Annotated in this window: 14 protein-coding genes; 10 read left to right on the top strand and 4 right to left on the bottom strand. The window is 50.2% G+C overall.

What is annotated here, in order from left to right; genetic code table 11:
- The first annotated feature begins 94 nt into the window (after positions 1-94).
- From ACYZZ0_RS15295 to ACYZZ0_RS15305, 3 genes are all read left to right on the top strand, one after another.
- On the top strand, positions 95-757 hold the full coding sequence (locus ACYZZ0_RS15295; protein ID WP_461537512.1) for a 5-formyltetrahydrofolate cyclo-ligase: 663 nt from the start codon (positions 95-97) through the stop codon (positions 755-757).
- A gap of 126 nt (positions 758-883) precedes the next feature.
- The gene (locus ACYZZ0_RS15300) at positions 884-2260 is read left to right on the top strand and encodes an endonuclease/exonuclease/phosphatase family protein (RefSeq protein ID WP_461537513.1); all 1377 of its coding nucleotides are present in this window, start codon (positions 884-886) and stop codon (positions 2258-2260) included.
- A 94-nt stretch (positions 2261-2354) separates the two neighbouring features.
- On the top strand, positions 2355-3089 hold the full coding sequence (locus ACYZZ0_RS15305; RefSeq protein WP_461537514.1) for a DNA-3-methyladenine glycosylase I: 735 nt from the start codon (positions 2355-2357) through the stop codon (positions 3087-3089).
- Positions 3090-3103: 14 nt separating this feature from the next.
- On the opposite strand, the gene ACYZZ0_RS15310 is transcribed toward ACYZZ0_RS15305, so the two are convergent.
- The 4 genes from ACYZZ0_RS15310 to ACYZZ0_RS15325 all read right to left on the bottom strand — a co-directional run bounded on the left by ACYZZ0_RS15310 (position 3104) and on the right by ACYZZ0_RS15325 (position 6793).
- The gene (locus tag ACYZZ0_RS15310) at positions 3104-3796 is read right to left on the bottom strand and encodes a hypothetical protein (RefSeq protein WP_461537515.1); all 693 of its coding nucleotides are present in this window, start codon (positions 3794-3796) and stop codon (positions 3104-3106) included.
- A gap of 69 nt (positions 3797-3865) precedes the next feature.
- A complete protein-coding gene (locus ACYZZ0_RS15315) occupies positions 3866-4891 on the bottom strand; it encodes a threonine aldolase family protein (protein WP_461537516.1) in 1026 nt (341 codons plus the stop codon).
- Between the two features lie 94 nt (positions 4892-4985).
- Entirely contained in the window at positions 4986-5975 is a 990-nt protein-coding gene (locus tag ACYZZ0_RS15320) for a serine/threonine protein kinase (RefSeq protein WP_461537517.1), read from the bottom strand.
- A 95-nt stretch (positions 5976-6070) separates the two neighbouring features.
- Positions 6071-6793 (bottom strand): double zinc ribbon domain-containing protein, encoded by a 723-nt coding sequence (locus tag ACYZZ0_RS15325; protein ID WP_461537518.1) that lies wholly within the window; start codon positions 6791-6793, stop codon positions 6071-6073.
- A gap of 598 nt (positions 6794-7391) precedes the next feature.
- Here ACYZZ0_RS15325 and bioB point away from each other — a divergent pair.
- The 7 genes from bioB (at position 7392) to ACYZZ0_RS15360 (ending at position 14410) form a co-directional block, all read left to right on the top strand.
- Positions 7392-8450 carry a biotin synthase BioB gene (bioB, locus tag ACYZZ0_RS15330; protein WP_461537519.1) on the top strand — a complete coding sequence of 353 codons (1059 nt, stop codon included), beginning with the start codon at positions 7392-7394 and terminating at the stop codon, positions 8448-8450.
- Positions 8451-8459: 9 nt separating this feature from the next.
- The gene (gene bioF / locus ACYZZ0_RS15335; protein WP_461537520.1) at positions 8460-9638 is read left to right on the top strand and encodes an 8-amino-7-oxononanoate synthase; all 1179 of its coding nucleotides are present in this window, start codon (positions 8460-8462) and stop codon (positions 9636-9638) included.
- Positions 9635-10384, top strand: coding sequence for an alpha/beta fold hydrolase (locus ACYZZ0_RS15340; protein ID WP_461537521.1), 750 nt, complete (start codon positions 9635-9637; stop codon positions 10382-10384). Before bioF ends, ACYZZ0_RS15340 begins: the two co-directional genes overlap by 4 nt.
- The gene (gene bioC, locus ACYZZ0_RS15345) at positions 10381-11193 is read left to right on the top strand and encodes a malonyl-ACP O-methyltransferase BioC (protein WP_461537522.1); all 813 of its coding nucleotides are present in this window, start codon (positions 10381-10383) and stop codon (positions 11191-11193) included. The genes ACYZZ0_RS15340 and bioC overlap by 4 nt, the downstream gene beginning before the upstream one ends.
- A 16-nt stretch (positions 11194-11209) precedes the next feature.
- On the top strand, positions 11210-11884 hold the full coding sequence (gene bioD, locus ACYZZ0_RS15350; protein WP_461537523.1) for a dethiobiotin synthase: 675 nt from the start codon (positions 11210-11212) through the stop codon (positions 11882-11884).
- A gap of 282 nt (positions 11885-12166) precedes the next feature.
- Positions 12167-13972 carry an acyl-CoA dehydrogenase C-terminal domain-containing protein gene (locus ACYZZ0_RS15355; protein ID WP_461537524.1) on the top strand — a complete coding sequence of 602 codons (1806 nt, stop codon included), beginning with the start codon at positions 12167-12169 and terminating at the stop codon, positions 13970-13972.
- A 96-nt stretch (positions 13973-14068) separates the two neighbouring features.
- The gene (locus ACYZZ0_RS15360; RefSeq protein WP_461537525.1) at positions 14069-14410 is read left to right on the top strand and encodes a DUF2288 family protein; all 342 of its coding nucleotides are present in this window, start codon (positions 14069-14071) and stop codon (positions 14408-14410) included.
- Positions 14411-14913: the final 503 nt, after the last annotated feature.

Genomic DNA, 14913 nt, shown 5'->3' on the forward strand with positions numbered 1-14913 from the left:
CATCTTTCAGCCCTGTGCAGGAGCTCAAGTATCAATTTAAGAGGCCACAATTTACACTGTAAAAACTGAAAACAAGTACAGAGCATTGATACTGATGGCAGCGGGCAACAACACCAATAAACGTGCAGGCAAGGCCACTTCAAAAAGCAGTCCTCAAAAAAGTAATAACCAAAAGCGCAAGGAGCTTCGACAGAAACTCCGGACAGCCAGACGTTCATTAACCCGGGAAGAACAACATAAAGCCGCACAAAACTTAGCCCGTCGTTTTTGCTCTGACCCTGCATTTTTGCGCAGCAATCATATCGGGCTTTATCTGGTTAACGACGGTGAAATAAATCCAATAGAAATTGCCAAAAAAGCACTGGCCTGCGGCAAGAAAGTTTATCTGCCGGTACTGCATCCGTTTCGTAAGGGCCACTTACTGTTCCTGCCCTGGACACCTTCAACACCCATGCGTCGCAACCGGTTTGGTATTCTGGAGCCTGATCTTCGAAGCGTTAAACCCAGACCTGTATGGAGCCTTGATCTGGTGCTGATGCCACTGACCGGGTTTGATAAAAAAGGCAACCGACTCGGTATGGGCGGGGGGTTTTATGATCGCACTTTCAGTTTTAAACAGCAGACATCCTCTCAGTCCACTCCGGTTCTGATCGGTCTGGCGCACGAATGCCAGAAAGTTAGCCGTTTGCCGGTTTCATCCTGGGATGTACCGACTCATGCAATCTATACAGATGTGAGCATTTACCCTGCAAAATAAACCAACATTGCTACTTATAGAACAGATATTATCCGACACACCAGTGCGGCATGACCGAATATTTTCTGTATTATTCAATAATGTACGTTAGCGCACCAAACCAAACACAGATGCGCAAGGACGATTATGAAGTTCGTCAAACGTACCCTGGCTGTCGCCATGATGGCAGCCGCACTGGCAGGTTGTGACAGTGATGATTCTGATGATCCGGTGCCCCCTCCTGCCGTTAATCAGGCTCGCTTCGCTGCCTACAACCTCTCTTTTGACCGCAGCTCTTATGAAACTCTGGTCACCGAACTGTCCATGACCCGACAGCAGCAGGATCAACTGCTGGCAAAATACAATGATCCTTCCAACACCCTGACCGACGCTGAAAAGACAACCGCCAAGGCTGTTATTCAGATTCGCAATGTTGCAGAAACCATCCAGCGCACTAATCCCGATGTCTTTGTTCTTGCCGAGTTCAACAACAACGGCAATGGCGACAACACCGCAGCGATTGAAGGCTTCCAGAGCAACTACCTGAGCCATGCCCAGAACAGTGCCGCTCCTGCAGTCACCTATGCTCACAAGAAGAACTTTGCCACCAACACCGGCCTGCAAAGCGGCTACGACCTGGATCGCTCCGGTAAAGTTGGTGACGGCCCGAACGATGCCTGGGGCTTTGGCTTCTATCACGGCCAGTACGCTTTCTCGGTTTTCTCCAAGTATCCGTTTGATGAGGCCAACATCCGTACTTTCCAGAACTTCAAATGGAAGGATATGCCGGGTGAAAAGAACATCGAGATTGATCAGTGCGATGACGCCAGCAAAATTCCGGCCGGCCTGAAGTGTGGTGATGCCTGGTTCCCTGCTGCCGCGTGGGAAAAGATGCCACTGTCCTCCAAGAACCACGTTGACGTTCCAGTGGTACTGGGCAACAAAACTGTTCACTTCCTGGTTTCCCACCCGGCTCCGCCGATCTTCAACAATGTTGCCGGACACAATACCAAGCGTAATCGTGCCGAAGTTGATTTCTGGAATGACTACATTGCTTCCGAAACTTACTTCTATGACGACAAGGGTAAAACCGGCGGTCTGGAAGCCGGTGCACGCTTTGTTATTGCAGGCGATCTGAATGCTGATCCGCTCAATGGTGACGGTGACCGCAAGGCGATTACCGATCTGCTGGGCAACTCTCTGGTCAACGTTCATGCCACAACCGGCAACCTGACACCGGTTAGTAACGGTGCTGAAGCGTTTATCGGCTCTGATGACTGCAAGTACCGCTGCTCTGACGATGCCAAACCGGCACAGGAGCCACGACGCATCACCAACACCAGCAGCCTGCGTTTGGACTATGTTATTCCTTCCAGTAACCTTGGTGTGAAGGCGTCCGGTGTATTCTGGCCAGCCAGCAATGAAGAAGGCTACCATCTGGTGAAAGATGCCAAGCTGGGTGTCGGCAAAGGTGTATCATCCGACCACCGTCTGGTATGGGCAGATCTTGACCTGAGCGAATAATCTGCTTTCAATTTGTTATACAGAAAGGCCCTGTTGTACAGGGCCTTTCTGTATCCGGCTATTCAACTTTTTATTCACAGGTTAAGTACCAATAATGAAAACTGAAAGTTACCAGTCAATTTATCAACGGGCCTGTGAACGCAAGGGGGGTGAACAGGCACTGGAATCCTTATTGCCCAGACCTCTCTCTACCGAAGTACTAAAACAATTGGGCGACGATCGTTACCTGGCAGAACTGACTCGCAAAGTCTTTCAGTCCGGCTTTGTCTGGCGGATTGTGGATCAGAAGTGGCCTGATTTTGAGGATATATTCTGGCAGTTTGATATAGAAAAACTGCTGATGATGCCGGACGACATGCTTGAACGAAAAGCTGCCGATCCGCGGATTATCCGTCACCTCAAAAAGGTCTGGAGTATCCGCGACAATGCTTTGATGATCGAGGATGTTCGCAAAGAGCATGGCAGCTTTGGCGAGTTTGTTGCCGAGTGGCCATCCACTGATATTACCAGCCTCTGGCAGTTCCTGAAAAAACGGGGTTCAAGACTCGGGGGAAATACCGGACCTTATGCTCTCAGGGCTTTGGGTAAAGACACCTTTTTGATGACCCGAGATGTGGAAAACTATCTGCGAACCTGGGGTATTATCGATGGTGGTGTTGGCACTCAGACATCACTGCGTCAGACACAGGCATTCTTCAACCAGCTAAGTGAAGACAGTGGTCGTTCATTAACAGAGCTGAGCAGGCTGATCTCCCTCAGTATCGGAGATAACCGGATACATGCAGAGGAAGCAGGGGAAGAATCTCTCCAAAAAATGGAAATGGCTTGATAAGACTTGCTATGTCAAACCTGTAACAGCCCGGAAACTGTATTCAGTACAGCGGCTAACTGGCCTTTTATATTGCTGGCGGCCACAGGATAACAGCCGTTCATGACGGCTGTTCCTATCGTGAAGGCTGCAGCGCCTGAGTCATAAACACTCTGGATTTGTTCCGGTGTCTCTATCGAGCCGGCAATGATGATTGGCTTTCGGGTGGCTGCAGCTACGGTATTCATTAACAACGGAATATCTGTGTCAGGCAGCGCCCGGTAAGCCAGCAGATCAAGCCCGTAAACTTCATCAAAACCGGCCAGTGCTTCGGTACTGTTTCGAATATCTTCAATCGAACCATGCAGCTCACTGGGGTGGCCGATAATCGTTCCCGGGAATGGGCAGTAGTGAATCCCGGTCTCTTTAATGACTGGAATCACATCCTCCGCCCGGGTGCCTCCCAATAGGTAATCCACGCCAATATCGACTGCCGTACTGGCTGACGCCAGTTCGCTGTCTCGATCCAGGGAAACCACTTCAAGATAGCTGGTTGCTCCGGCAGCTTTGATTTGTCGATTAAGCTTGCGCAGGGTAGCCGAAGGCACACCAATATCCTTGAAACCTATGTGTTTCACACCACACTCAAGTGCAGTTAAGACATGCTGCTCCGCATCAGCGACAGTACGGTCGTCACGGGTCAGCATAAAGATAAAATCAAAACTCATAGACTTTACCCGGAAGAATCGGTGAGCCTCCACTAGGCAGAGGCTTTTCGGATTACACTTTATCGAGTATCAGCCAGCGGCCAGTTGATGAAACCGCTGCAGAAAGGCATCGACCTGTTCAATGGTCGTATCATGGCTGGTAATCAGCCTCACCATGCCCGTGGTTTCATCATAGGTATAGAATGGAAAATCTTCCTGTAGTGGTGCAATAACATCAGCAGGCAGGTAGACAAATAACTGGTTGGTTTCTACCGGACAAAAAGCTTTCACGCCATCATGCTTTGACAGTCCCTGCCACATGCGCTGGGCCATAGCATTACTATGTGATGCCAGTCGATGCCATAAATCATCTTCCAGCAAGCGCTTGAACTGTACCGCCCCAAAGCGCATTTTGGAGTTAAGTTGCAGGCCCTGCTTCTGCAGGTATTCAAAGCCTTCTGCCAGCGCTTCATTAAAGAATACAATAGCTTCACCAAACATCAGGCCAGCCTTGGTACCACCCAACGAAAGGACATCAGCAAAACGGGCTGTATCTGCCAGACTGCAGCCCAGTGCATCAGCAGCATTGTAGAGACGGCAGCCATCGATATGCAGTAGCAAATCCAGCTCATCACACAGCTGTCGAATAACCTGCAGTTCATCAAGTGTATAAACAGTACCAAATTCGGTTGGCTGGCTGATGGTTACCAGCCTGGGACGTGTAGAGTGTCGTCCCCAACGGGACTCTTCGGTATAGGCCAGACGAATATCTTCGGGTCTCAGCTTGCCTTGTACATTTTCCTTGACCAGAAACTTCACCCCACAGGCATTAATCGGTGCAGCGACTTCATGAGTATGGAGATGAGACGTATCTGCGCAGATGACACTGTCATAACTGCGCAGTGAGCTTTTAAGGGCAAGGGTATTGGCAGCTGTGCCATTAAAGACAAAGTAGACCGGAGCTTCGGTTTCCAGCGCATTCTGTACGACTTTAACGGCTTCATCTGTTAAAGGGTCTGCACCATAGGCTGAAGCATGATTTTGGTTGGCAGCCATCAGGGCGTGCATGATTTCCGGGCAGACGGAAGCATAGTTGTCACTGGCGAAAGAGATCATGGATTGCGTGTGTTCAACTCAGTTTATTTCATTTTTGGTATCAGGCATGTGATAGCAATACGTTGCATCACATGCCGTATGTTTTAGCGATATTTCAGTACAGCACCAGCGGTGGTTCATCCAGTGCTGCCAGTTGTTCTCTTAGCTCGAGAATATGGTCAGCCCAGTAGCGCTCGGTATTAAACCAGGGGAAAGCCATGGGGAATGCCGGATCACTCCAGCGACGGGCCAGCCAGGCGCTGTAATGCATGATTCGCAGGGTGCGCAGGTATTCAATCAAGTTGAGTTCAACCGGATTGAATTCGCAGAACTCACTGTAGCCTTCCATCAATTCAGACAGCACCGCAGTCTGATTCCGACGATCCCCCGACAGGAACATCCACAGATCCTGAACTGCAGGACCACTGCGACAGTCATCAAAATCAACAAAACTGGGATTATCCTGACGCCAGAGAATATTGCCGATATGGCAGTCTCCATGCAGCCGGATAGAAGCAACATCAAACTGTTTTTCTATTTCATGAACCCGTTTCAGCAAATCCCGGCTCAGGGTTTCGTAGGCTTCCAGCAGGCTGGATGGGATAAAATCATTTTCCAGCAGGAACTCGACGCTCTGGTCAGCATAGGACTCGGTATTGATCGCAGGCCGGTGTTCAAACGAAGTTGTGGCACCAACATGATGAATGCGCCCCATCAACCGCCCAAGTATCAGCATATGATCGAGATTATCCAGCTCCGGCGGATGGCCACCACGGGCAGGAAACAGGGCAAACTGGAAGTCTTTATGCTGATGCAGGGTTTCTCCGCCAAAACGGAGTGGTGCGATAATCGGTAACTCCTGCTCCATCAGTTCATGTGAGAACTGATGCTCTTCCAGAATCTGCTCCCGGCTCCAGCGATTGGGACGATAAAACTTCACGACCAGCGCAGGCGCATCTTCAATGCCTACGTGGTAGACCCGGTTTTCATAGCTGTTGAGAGCGATAATTCTGGCATCGGTGAGGTAGCCTTTACTTTCCACGGCATCCAGCACCATATCCGGCGTCAATGCATCATAAGGGTGACCTGTCGCAGCTGCAGGCATGTGATCCTTCCAGAGTCGAGAACAAAAAACACCGGATAGTCTAGGCTCTGTTGATTCTTATTGATAGCCAAACCACCATCAGCAGAACGAACAGCCTAATCCAGTGGCGTCCGCGCCAGACACCAGATATCGACCCGCTGCACACCTGCCTGCTTCAGCACCCGGGTTATTTCTGTCACGGTCGCGCCGGTTGTTACTACATCATCCACCAGCGCCACGTGTTTCAATGACATATCCCCGTCAACAGCAAACGACCGCCGTATGTTTTTATAACGCCCGGATTTGGGTAAGCCCTGCTGCGGCCGCAGATAACGGGTTCTTCTGACAGCTCCATCGAGCATGGGAATTGCGCTTTGGGACGACAATCGCTTTGCTATCAGCTCAGCCTGATTGTAACCCCGCTGGCGAAACCGCTTCGGATGCAGGGGAACCGGGATCAGCGCCTGCGGCCATTCATCATATTCATAACTGCGTTGAATATATTCCCACAGCAGATCGGATACCGGATTGATATACCCCAGCTCTCCCTTGAACTTGAATGCATGGACGATGAGATTGACCGGATAATCAAATCTCAGCGGGGCGATGCAACGATCAAACAAAGGTGGGTGCTGAATACATTCGACACAGAGCCCGTCGACATCAAAAGGCAAAGGTTCCGAGCAGCGCTCGCAAGCATTCCGGTTTGAAGGTAAAAGGGAAAGACAGTCAGAACAGAGACGTTGTTCCAGTGGCGTACTGTTACCACAAAGCAGGCAGCTGACGCGCACCCGTTGTAATAAATTGGTCCAGCCGAAAAGTTTTTGCAGTACAACCATACCGACAGCTCCATGTCATCAATGGTGTTCTCATATAAATGTTCAGATAGTGCCCAGACATTTGCTTTCGAATATTTTGACGTGTGGATTTTTTCATCCTTCAAGGCGTAGCGCCGGGAGCGTAGCTGTAGCTACGTGACCAGAGCTGCAACACAGCAAGGTTGGAAAAAGACGCCGCCAAAATATTTGAAAGTGAGTGTCTGGGTACTTATACCGCAGAAGAAAAGTGCTTTGCCTGTTCCATCCTGAATACCGGCATGCATATTCCTATTTAAACAGTCACAGGCAAGGAAATACACCCCTGTCTGATACCCGCTTTTGCGCCTCATTACATGGCACAACATTATCAAAACACAGCAACAACAAAAAATCGATCACAAAACAACCAACTGTAAACCGGCAAAGGCTATTGATTGTTGACAGCTACTGCGTGTTGATTATGATGCCCAGTAATAATTATTTCCTTAATGAATAAGCGACGATTTCCTGCTAACACCATTACAATGTGCGCTGAATTGGAACGAAATAACAAAAACAAGATTCAAGTGCTGATGCAGGAACCCTCGATTATTCACAACCTGAAACCGGGCCCAACAAGATGACAGCTGTGACTCAGAGTGATACTCGCCATGACTGGACTACCGAGGAAGTCCAGGCCCTGTTCAATATGCCGTTCAATGATCTGCTGTTTGAAGCACAGGTGGCTCATCGCAAACACTTTAACCCCAACCGGGTTCAGCTCAGCACCCTGCTCTCTATTAAAACCGGTGCCTGTCCGGAAGACTGCAAATACTGTCCCCAGAGCGGCCATTACAACACCGGACTGGAAAAAGAGAAGCTGCTGGAAATTGAAAAAGTCCTGACCCAGGCCAAACGTGCCAAGCAAACCGGTTCAACCCGTTTCTGCATGGGTGCTGCATGGCGCAGCCCAACCAAGAAAGACATGCCTTATGTGCTGGAAATGGTACGTCAGGTAAAAGCACTGGGCATGGAAACCTGCATGACTCTCGGCATGCTGGATGAGTCTCAGGCTCAGGAACTGGCCAACGCCGGTCTGGATTATTACAACCACAACCTGGATACCTCGCCGGAATACTATGGCGACATTATTACCACTCGTACCTACTCTGACCGTCTGAGCACACTGTCTAATGTGCGCGATGCCGGAATGAAAATCTGCAGTGGCGGTATTGTGGGTATGGGCGAACAAGCCAAAGACCGTGCAGGGCTGCTGGTTCAACTGGCCAACCTGCCGGAGCATCCGGAAAGTGTACCGATCAACATGCTGATCAAAATCAAGGGTACACCGATGGAAGATGTGGAAGATCTGGATCACTTCGAGTTTATCCGCACTATCGCGGTCGCCCGGATTATGATGCCTAAGTCGTATGTTCGTCTGTCTGCCGGTCGCGAGTGGATGAATGACCAGACCCAGGCTCTAGCCTTTATGGCAGGTGCCAACTCCATCTTCACCGGCGACAAGCTGCTGACCGCAGAAAACCCGACTCGCACCCACGATATGCAACTGCTGCAGCGCCTCGGCATCAAGCCGGAAGAGCGTCATTGCCAGGTTTCTGATGAAGTACAGGAAGCCATGATTAACCAGTCTGTGGCAGCACAGCAGGTTGATTCCATGGCCTATGACGCAGCCTCCTGATGCCTTGCCATGACAGCATTTGATCTGGAAGCCGGACTGGAAGCCCGGCACAAGGCACAGCTTTTCCGTCGCAGGTTAACTCTGGAAACCCCTCAGGGCCCGGAGGTCATTATCGACGGATCACCCTGTCTGGCTTTCTGCAGTAACGATTACCTCGGGTTGGCAAACCACCCGGAGGTACTAGCCAGCTTTCAGAAAGCAGCCGCCGAATACGGTGTGGGTGGTGGCGCTTCACATCTGGTGATAGGCCACAGCCGTGCCCATCATGAACTGGAAGATGCACTGGCTGAATTTACCGGCCGCCCCAGAGTGCTGCTGTTTACTACCGGCTATATGGCTAACCTCGGCGTTATCAGTGCCTTGCTTGGCAGTAAAGATGCAATTTTTCATGACCGGCTGAATCATGCTTCGCTGCTGGATGCCGGTCAGTTATGTGGTGCCCGCTTCCAGCGCTACCTGCATGTTGATCCGGAGTCGCTCGAAACTCGACTGGCGCGCTCGGAAGCTAACCGAAAACTGGTTGTTACTGATGGCGTCTTTAGCATGGACGGCAATCTTGCACCACTCCCTGAACTTGCAGAGAAAGCCAAAAAGCACGACAGCTGGTTGATGGTCGATGATGCGCATGGTTTTGGCGTACTGGGTAAAGGTGGTCGAGGCTGTGCCAGCCACTTTAATCTGGATATGGATCAGCTTCCGGTACTGGTTGGCACGCTGGGTAAAGGCTTTGGCACATCCGGCGCATTTGTTGCCGGCTCTGAAGCTCTGATCGAAACCCTGATCCAGTTTGCCCGCAGTTATATCTACACCACCTCAATGCCACCAGCCGTTGCAGCAGCAACCTTGACCAGCCTGAAAATTCTGGAACAAGAAGACTGGCGACGTTCACATCTGAATGATTTGATTTCCCGGTTCCGCAACGGATGTGAGCAGATGGGGCTGGAGTTAATGAATTCTCAGACACCGATTCAACCGCTAAAGGTTGGCTCTGCGGAAAATGCCCTGCGCCTCAGCCAGCATCTAAAGCAGCAAGGTATTCTGGTTACCGCTATTCGTCCGCCTACAGTGCCTCAGGGTGAGTCCCGACTGCGTTTCACCTTCAGCGCAGCGCACTCTATAGATCAGGTTGACCGGTTACTGGATGCCCTGGACGAACTGGCAGCAGATATTCGGGAGGCCACTGCATGAAACCATCACTTATTCTGGTTTCCGGCTGGGCAATGCCCGAATCCGTACTGGAGCCTCTGGCTGATCAGCTAGCCGCAGATTTCAATGTCAGCCGTATGGCTCTGCCCGGTTTCAGTTCAGAGAGTGTGAATGAGTGTACTGACACTTGTAGCTGGGATTCACTGGTCAATCTTCTGCATCAGAAGGTACAAGATACAGAAGCTACTTCCGTAACACTCGTCGGCTGGTCACTGGGTGCTCAACTTTGTGCGCTGTATGCCTCTCGCTACCCGGAATCAGTCAATGCTTTGGTGACATTGGGCGGCAACCCCTGTTTTGTGCAACGGCAGGATTGGGAGCACGCTATGAAAGTTGATGTTTTCAATGCTTTTTATCAACAGTCCGAAACCAATCTGGCACTGACACTACGGCAATTTGCCGGCCTGTGCACTAAAGGCAGTTCTGCCATGCGACAGCAAAGCAGAGATATTCAGACCCAGCTAAAAGCAGCTGCTCCTCAGGATATTGTATTGGTGCCTCTGTTACAGCGACTGAACGATGACTTCCGACCGGTGCTTTCCGATGTGCAATGTCCGGTAACTCATCTGCTGGGTGAAAAAGATGCGCTGGTACCTGTTTCAGTCCGGGATGATATGTTGTCAGCATGGCCTGAACACAGGGTGGAGACCTTTGCCGGAGGACATACCTTCTTTCTGGATGATCCGGTAACCATTGCAGCAAGAATCAAGGCAGCGAGCCACTTATGATGGAACTGACCGCCGCGCCGGACAGCAAAAACCGTATCGCAGCCAACTTCAGTCGGGCTGCAGATACCTATGATGCTGCAGCGACTTTGCAGGAACGTGTCGCCCGTCACGTGCTGAACAATATTCCGGCCCTGCCCGAATGCTCTCATATCCTGGACCTGGGCTCCGGCACCGGTCATCAAACAGCCCAACTGGCCAGCCGGTTTCCCGAAGCGCAAATTATCGGGCTGGATATGGCGATGGGAATGCTGCAACACGCCTATCGCTATAATCACAATCAGAACCGGCACTGGTGTGCTGGTGATATTGATCATCTGCCGTTTAAAGCCAACAGTTTTGATCTGGCATTTTCCAGTCTGGCAATTCAATGGTGTGACTCACTGAATCATACCCTGCAGCAAGTCAGCCGGATTCTGAAACCCGGTGGATACTTTATTTTTTCATCACTGGCAGCGGGCAGTATGAAGGAGCTGCAACAGTCCTGGCGCCAGGTGGATCAAAGTATGCATGTGAACCGCTACGAGTCATTTGATGTTCAACAGCACCGTATCATGTCCGGTCCACTACAGACTGAAATACTCGAGTGCAGTCAGGAAGTCCTGTACTACCCTGATACCCTGACACTGTTGCGGGAGCTGAAGGCTCTCGGCGTTAATACCGTGCTAAAGAATAAAGCCAGCGGGTTGACCGGTCGCAAGCGTCTGCAGCAACTTCAGGCTGCATATGAGACTTTCCGGGAAGCTGATGGCCTGCCTTCAAGCTGGCAGGTAATTTACGGTGTTTTACGAAAGCCAGAGTTCCCCCAATAAGCCAGGAGTAGCGGCAATGGGAAAAACCTATTTTGTAACCGGAACCGATACCGATGCCGGGAAAACCTTTGTCAGTGTTGCTCTGCTCCACAGGGCAAAGGAAGAGGGGCTGACGACAGCTGCCATTAAACCGGTAGCAGCCGGGTGTGAAGAAACTGAAGATGGTCTGAGAAATGGTGATGCGCTGGCTCTGAGTGAAGCCATGACGTTCAATCTGCCCTATCCCGAAGTAAACCCAGTCGCAGTTGAACCTCCGATTGCACCCCATATTGCGGCTGAAGATTCCGATATACTGATAAGTGCTCCTGTACTGGCAGATCACTGTCGTAAAACAATGGCTCGCAATGCCGATTTCACCCTGATAGAAGGTGCTGGCGGCTGGCGAGTGCCACTGAACAGGGAAGAAGCTTTTTCCGACCTTCCAAGGTTACTTGATATTCCGGTTATTCTTGTCGTTGGCATGAAGTTGGGGTGTATTAATCACGCCATGCTGACGTATGAAGCTATTTGCCGGGATCGGTTGAATATTGCCGGCTGGGTCGCAAACCAGATAGATCCGGAAATGAGCCGTAAAGAAGATAATCTTGAAACACTCAAACAGCTGATTAAAGCACCATTTCTGGGATATGTTCCCTGGCTGGACGACGAAGATCAGATGTTCGCCTGTGCCGGTTTAACTCTTCCTGCCTGAATTTTTTCCTGTATTTGTGTAGCCAGTGAGTACTGGCTACATCTCAACACCAGCCTTCTGCAAACGCCCAGAAAACCGCCCCTTACCAGTTTTATCTTCTACTTAGCTGTCAGTCAGGCAGGCTTATATCACTTTTGTTCTATTACGTTCGCTCTTGACAAGATTTTTTTCTAAACGTAAGTTTCAAACAAACGTTTAAATACTACTAAAATAAATATAATGGCCGCAGAACGCTCCAAAGCTTGTGCGCACCGAATCACCACATCTCAGAGGGTATAAAAAATGCCGGACTATAAAGCCCCACTCCGTGATATTCGTTTTGTGCGAGATGAGCTGCTCGACTACCCGCAACACTATGCCTCTCTGCCCGGTGCTGAAGAAGCGACTCCGGATATGGTGGATGCAATTCTGGAAGAAGGTGCTCGCTTCACCGAACAAGTGCTGGCGCCGCTGAATCGTTCCGGAGACGAAGAAGGTTGTACCTGGAGTGAAGAAGGCGTTAAAACACCTGAAGGCTTCAAGGAAGCCTACAAGCAATTTGTAGAAGGTGGCTGGCCATCGCTGGCACAGGACACAGAACACGGTGGTCAGGGCCTGCCCAGTTCTCTGGGTATTGTCATGAGTGAATTAATGGGCTCGGCCAACTGGTCATGGGGCATGTACCCCGGTCTGAGTCATGGCGCCATGAATACACTCGAAGCTCACGGCACCAAAGAACAGCAAAATACCTACCTGACCAAAATGGTTTCCGGTGAGTGGACCGGCACCATGTGCCTGACTGAGTCCCACTGTGGTACCGATCTCGGCATGCTGCGCAGTAAAGCCGAGCCTCAGGCGGATGGCAGCTACAAAATCACCGGCACCAAGATTTTCATTTCTGCCGGTGAGCATGATATGGCTGAAAACATTGTCCATATCGTTCTGGCACGACTGCCTGATGCTCCCAAGGGTACCAAGGGTATTTCCCTGTTTATCGTTCCCAAGTTCCTGCCGGATGCAGCAGGTAATGTTGGAGAAAGAAACAACGTCACTTGTGGTTCCATCGAACACAAGATGGGTATCCACGCCAATGCAACCTGTGTCATGAACTTTGACGGCGCCACCGGCTTCCTGATTGGACCTCCGAACAAGGGCCTGAACTGCATGTTCACCTTTATGAACACTGCCCGGATTGGTACCGGTCTGCAGGGTCTTGCTCACGGTGAAGTTGCTTACCAGGGGGCTCTGCGCTATGCCCGTGAACGTCTGCAAATGCGTTCCCTGAGTGGCCCGAAAAACCCGGATGGCCCGGCTGACCCGATTATTGTCCATCCTGATGTACGACGTATGTTGCTGACCATCAAGGCTCTGACAGAAGGCAACCGTGCACTGGTTTACTACACCTCTCAGCTGGCTGATATTGTGCACCAGTCTACTGATGAAGAAGAGCGCAAGCAGGCTGATGAACTGCTGGGTCTGCTGACTCCGATTGTAAAAGCATTCATCACCGAAACCGGTTTTGAATCTGCCAACCTGGGTCTGCAGTGCTACGGTGGCCACGGCTTCATTCGCGAATGGGGCATGGAACAGAACGTACGTGACAGCCGAATCTCACTGTTGTACGAAGGCACCACCGGCATCCAGGCACTGGACTTGCTGGGTCGTAAGGTATTGATGACTCAGGGTCAGTCACTGCGAGCCTTCACCAAAATCATCCACAAGTTCTGTCAGGCCAACGAAAGCAATGAAGACATCAAGCCATTCGTTGAAAAGCTGGCGGCAATGAACAAAGAATGGGGTGAGATCACCACCAAAGTGGGTATGACGGCAATGCAGAACCGCGAAGCTGTCGGTGCTGCTTCTGTCGACTACCTGATGTATGCGGGCTATGTCTGCCTGGCTTATTTCTGGACCAATATGGCCAGAGTCGCGAAAGAAAAGCTGACTGAAGGTACTACCGAAACCGGTTTCTATACCGCCAAGGTGCAAACTGCCGAGTTCTATTTCCAGCGTATCCTGCCCCGTGCTGCGATGCACAAGAGCTGCATCGAGTCCGGTCCGGATAACCTGATGAATATGAAAGAGGAAGACTTTGGCGAACTGCTGTAACCCTTAACAGCTAGCGACATACTCTTTTAACAGTCATACAGGAGACTACTTTCATGGTAGTCTCCTGTTTTTGTATTTACTCTGACTGTTTTTTATATGCCTGAGTCCAATAACAACGTGCCGGAAAATCCTTTGACTGATGATTCTCTCGCTATCAACCAGACCCTGAATCTGCAAACGGCTCAAATCCCCTGGCTTGAGCTACAACGCTCCTATGCCCAGGGACGTGTTATTGCGGTAAGGGCAGATCTGGATCTCATCGAGACAGCTACTCTGCTGGTCGAAAATAATACTGCATTAATCGAGAAACTGATTGATCAAAAGTCCATCATGTTTGCCAATGATGATCAGGCTAAAAAGTGGTTCGAGAATGACCGCATGCTATGGGCTGTTGTGGTACCGCCATGGGTTCTGGTTCAGGATCGTGAGACAGACTAACCAAGCTAATCTCCGCCCCTTAAAAAGAAGAAAATGACCCTCCGGGACTGGTCAGCATATTGTTGCCATCAGTCTCGTATTCTTGCCTTTTATCCCTCATTTTAACCTTTTAAGAATAAAAATTTTCTGCCGATCTCGACTGCTGCAGCAATAGTGATATATTGACGTCTACATGATCTAACATTCGACAAAAAAGTTATGCTTTTTTTATAAAAACGAGATGAACTTTTTGAAATCTGGTTTGTCATAGATCATAACGGTGCATTTTTAGCAGCGGCATAATTTTAATAATTCTCACGATACACGCTTGTACAACTGAGCAGCTTACCCGGCTTCAATGATGTACAGGTTGCAGGACTGAAATATGCATTACAAAAGATCGCCTGACTTGGTTTCCGTACTCATAGCTGTTTTTACACTGGGAGTTGTTACCACTGCCGCAGCACAGATGCTGACTTTGTGAATCTGTAATCTCAAATCCTGATGGAGTGAGCCCTTTTTGA

The organism is Spongorhabdus nitratireducens (genome assembly GCA_947387575.1).
GTDB lineage: Bacteria > Pseudomonadota > Gammaproteobacteria > Pseudomonadales > Endozoicomonadaceae > CANDOC01.

Excerpts from the sequence above, each read along its gene's own strand:
- ACYZZ0_RS15295 (WP_461537512.1), top strand. The coding sequence starts at position 95 with ATGGCAGCGGGCAACAACACCAATAAACGTGCAGGCAAGGCCACTTCA.
- ACYZZ0_RS15300 (WP_461537513.1), top strand. The coding sequence starts at position 884 with ATGAAGTTCGTCAAACGTACCCTGGCTGTCGCCATGATGGCAGCCGCA.
- ACYZZ0_RS15305 (WP_461537514.1), top strand. The coding sequence starts at position 2,355 with ATGAAAACTGAAAGTTACCAGTCAATTTATCAACGGGCCTGTGAACGC.
- ACYZZ0_RS15310 (WP_461537515.1), bottom strand. The coding sequence starts at position 3,796 with ATGAGTTTTGATTTTATCTTTATGCTGACCCGTGACGACCGTACTGTC.
- ACYZZ0_RS15315 (WP_461537516.1), bottom strand. The coding sequence starts at position 4,891 with ATGATCTCTTTCGCCAGTGACAACTATGCTTCCGTCTGCCCGGAAATC.
- ACYZZ0_RS15320 (WP_461537517.1), bottom strand. The coding sequence starts at position 5,975 with ATGCCTGCAGCTGCGACAGGTCACCCTTATGATGCATTGACGCCGGAT.
- ACYZZ0_RS15325 (WP_461537518.1), bottom strand. The coding sequence starts at position 6,793 with ATGGTTGTACTGCAAAAACTTTTCGGCTGGACCAATTTATTACAACGG.
- bioB (WP_461537519.1), top strand. The coding sequence starts at position 7,392 with ATGACAGCTGTGACTCAGAGTGATACTCGCCATGACTGGACTACCGAG.
- bioF (WP_461537520.1), top strand. The coding sequence starts at position 8,460 with ATGACAGCATTTGATCTGGAAGCCGGACTGGAAGCCCGGCACAAGGCA.
- ACYZZ0_RS15340 (WP_461537521.1), top strand. The coding sequence starts at position 9,635 with ATGAAACCATCACTTATTCTGGTTTCCGGCTGGGCAATGCCCGAATCC.
- bioC (WP_461537522.1), top strand. The coding sequence starts at position 10,381 with ATGATGGAACTGACCGCCGCGCCGGACAGCAAAAACCGTATCGCAGCC.
- bioD (WP_461537523.1), top strand. The coding sequence starts at position 11,210 with ATGGGAAAAACCTATTTTGTAACCGGAACCGATACCGATGCCGGGAAA.
- ACYZZ0_RS15355 (WP_461537524.1), top strand. The coding sequence starts at position 12,167 with ATGCCGGACTATAAAGCCCCACTCCGTGATATTCGTTTTGTGCGAGAT.
- ACYZZ0_RS15360 (WP_461537525.1), top strand. The coding sequence starts at position 14,069 with ATGCCTGAGTCCAATAACAACGTGCCGGAAAATCCTTTGACTGATGAT.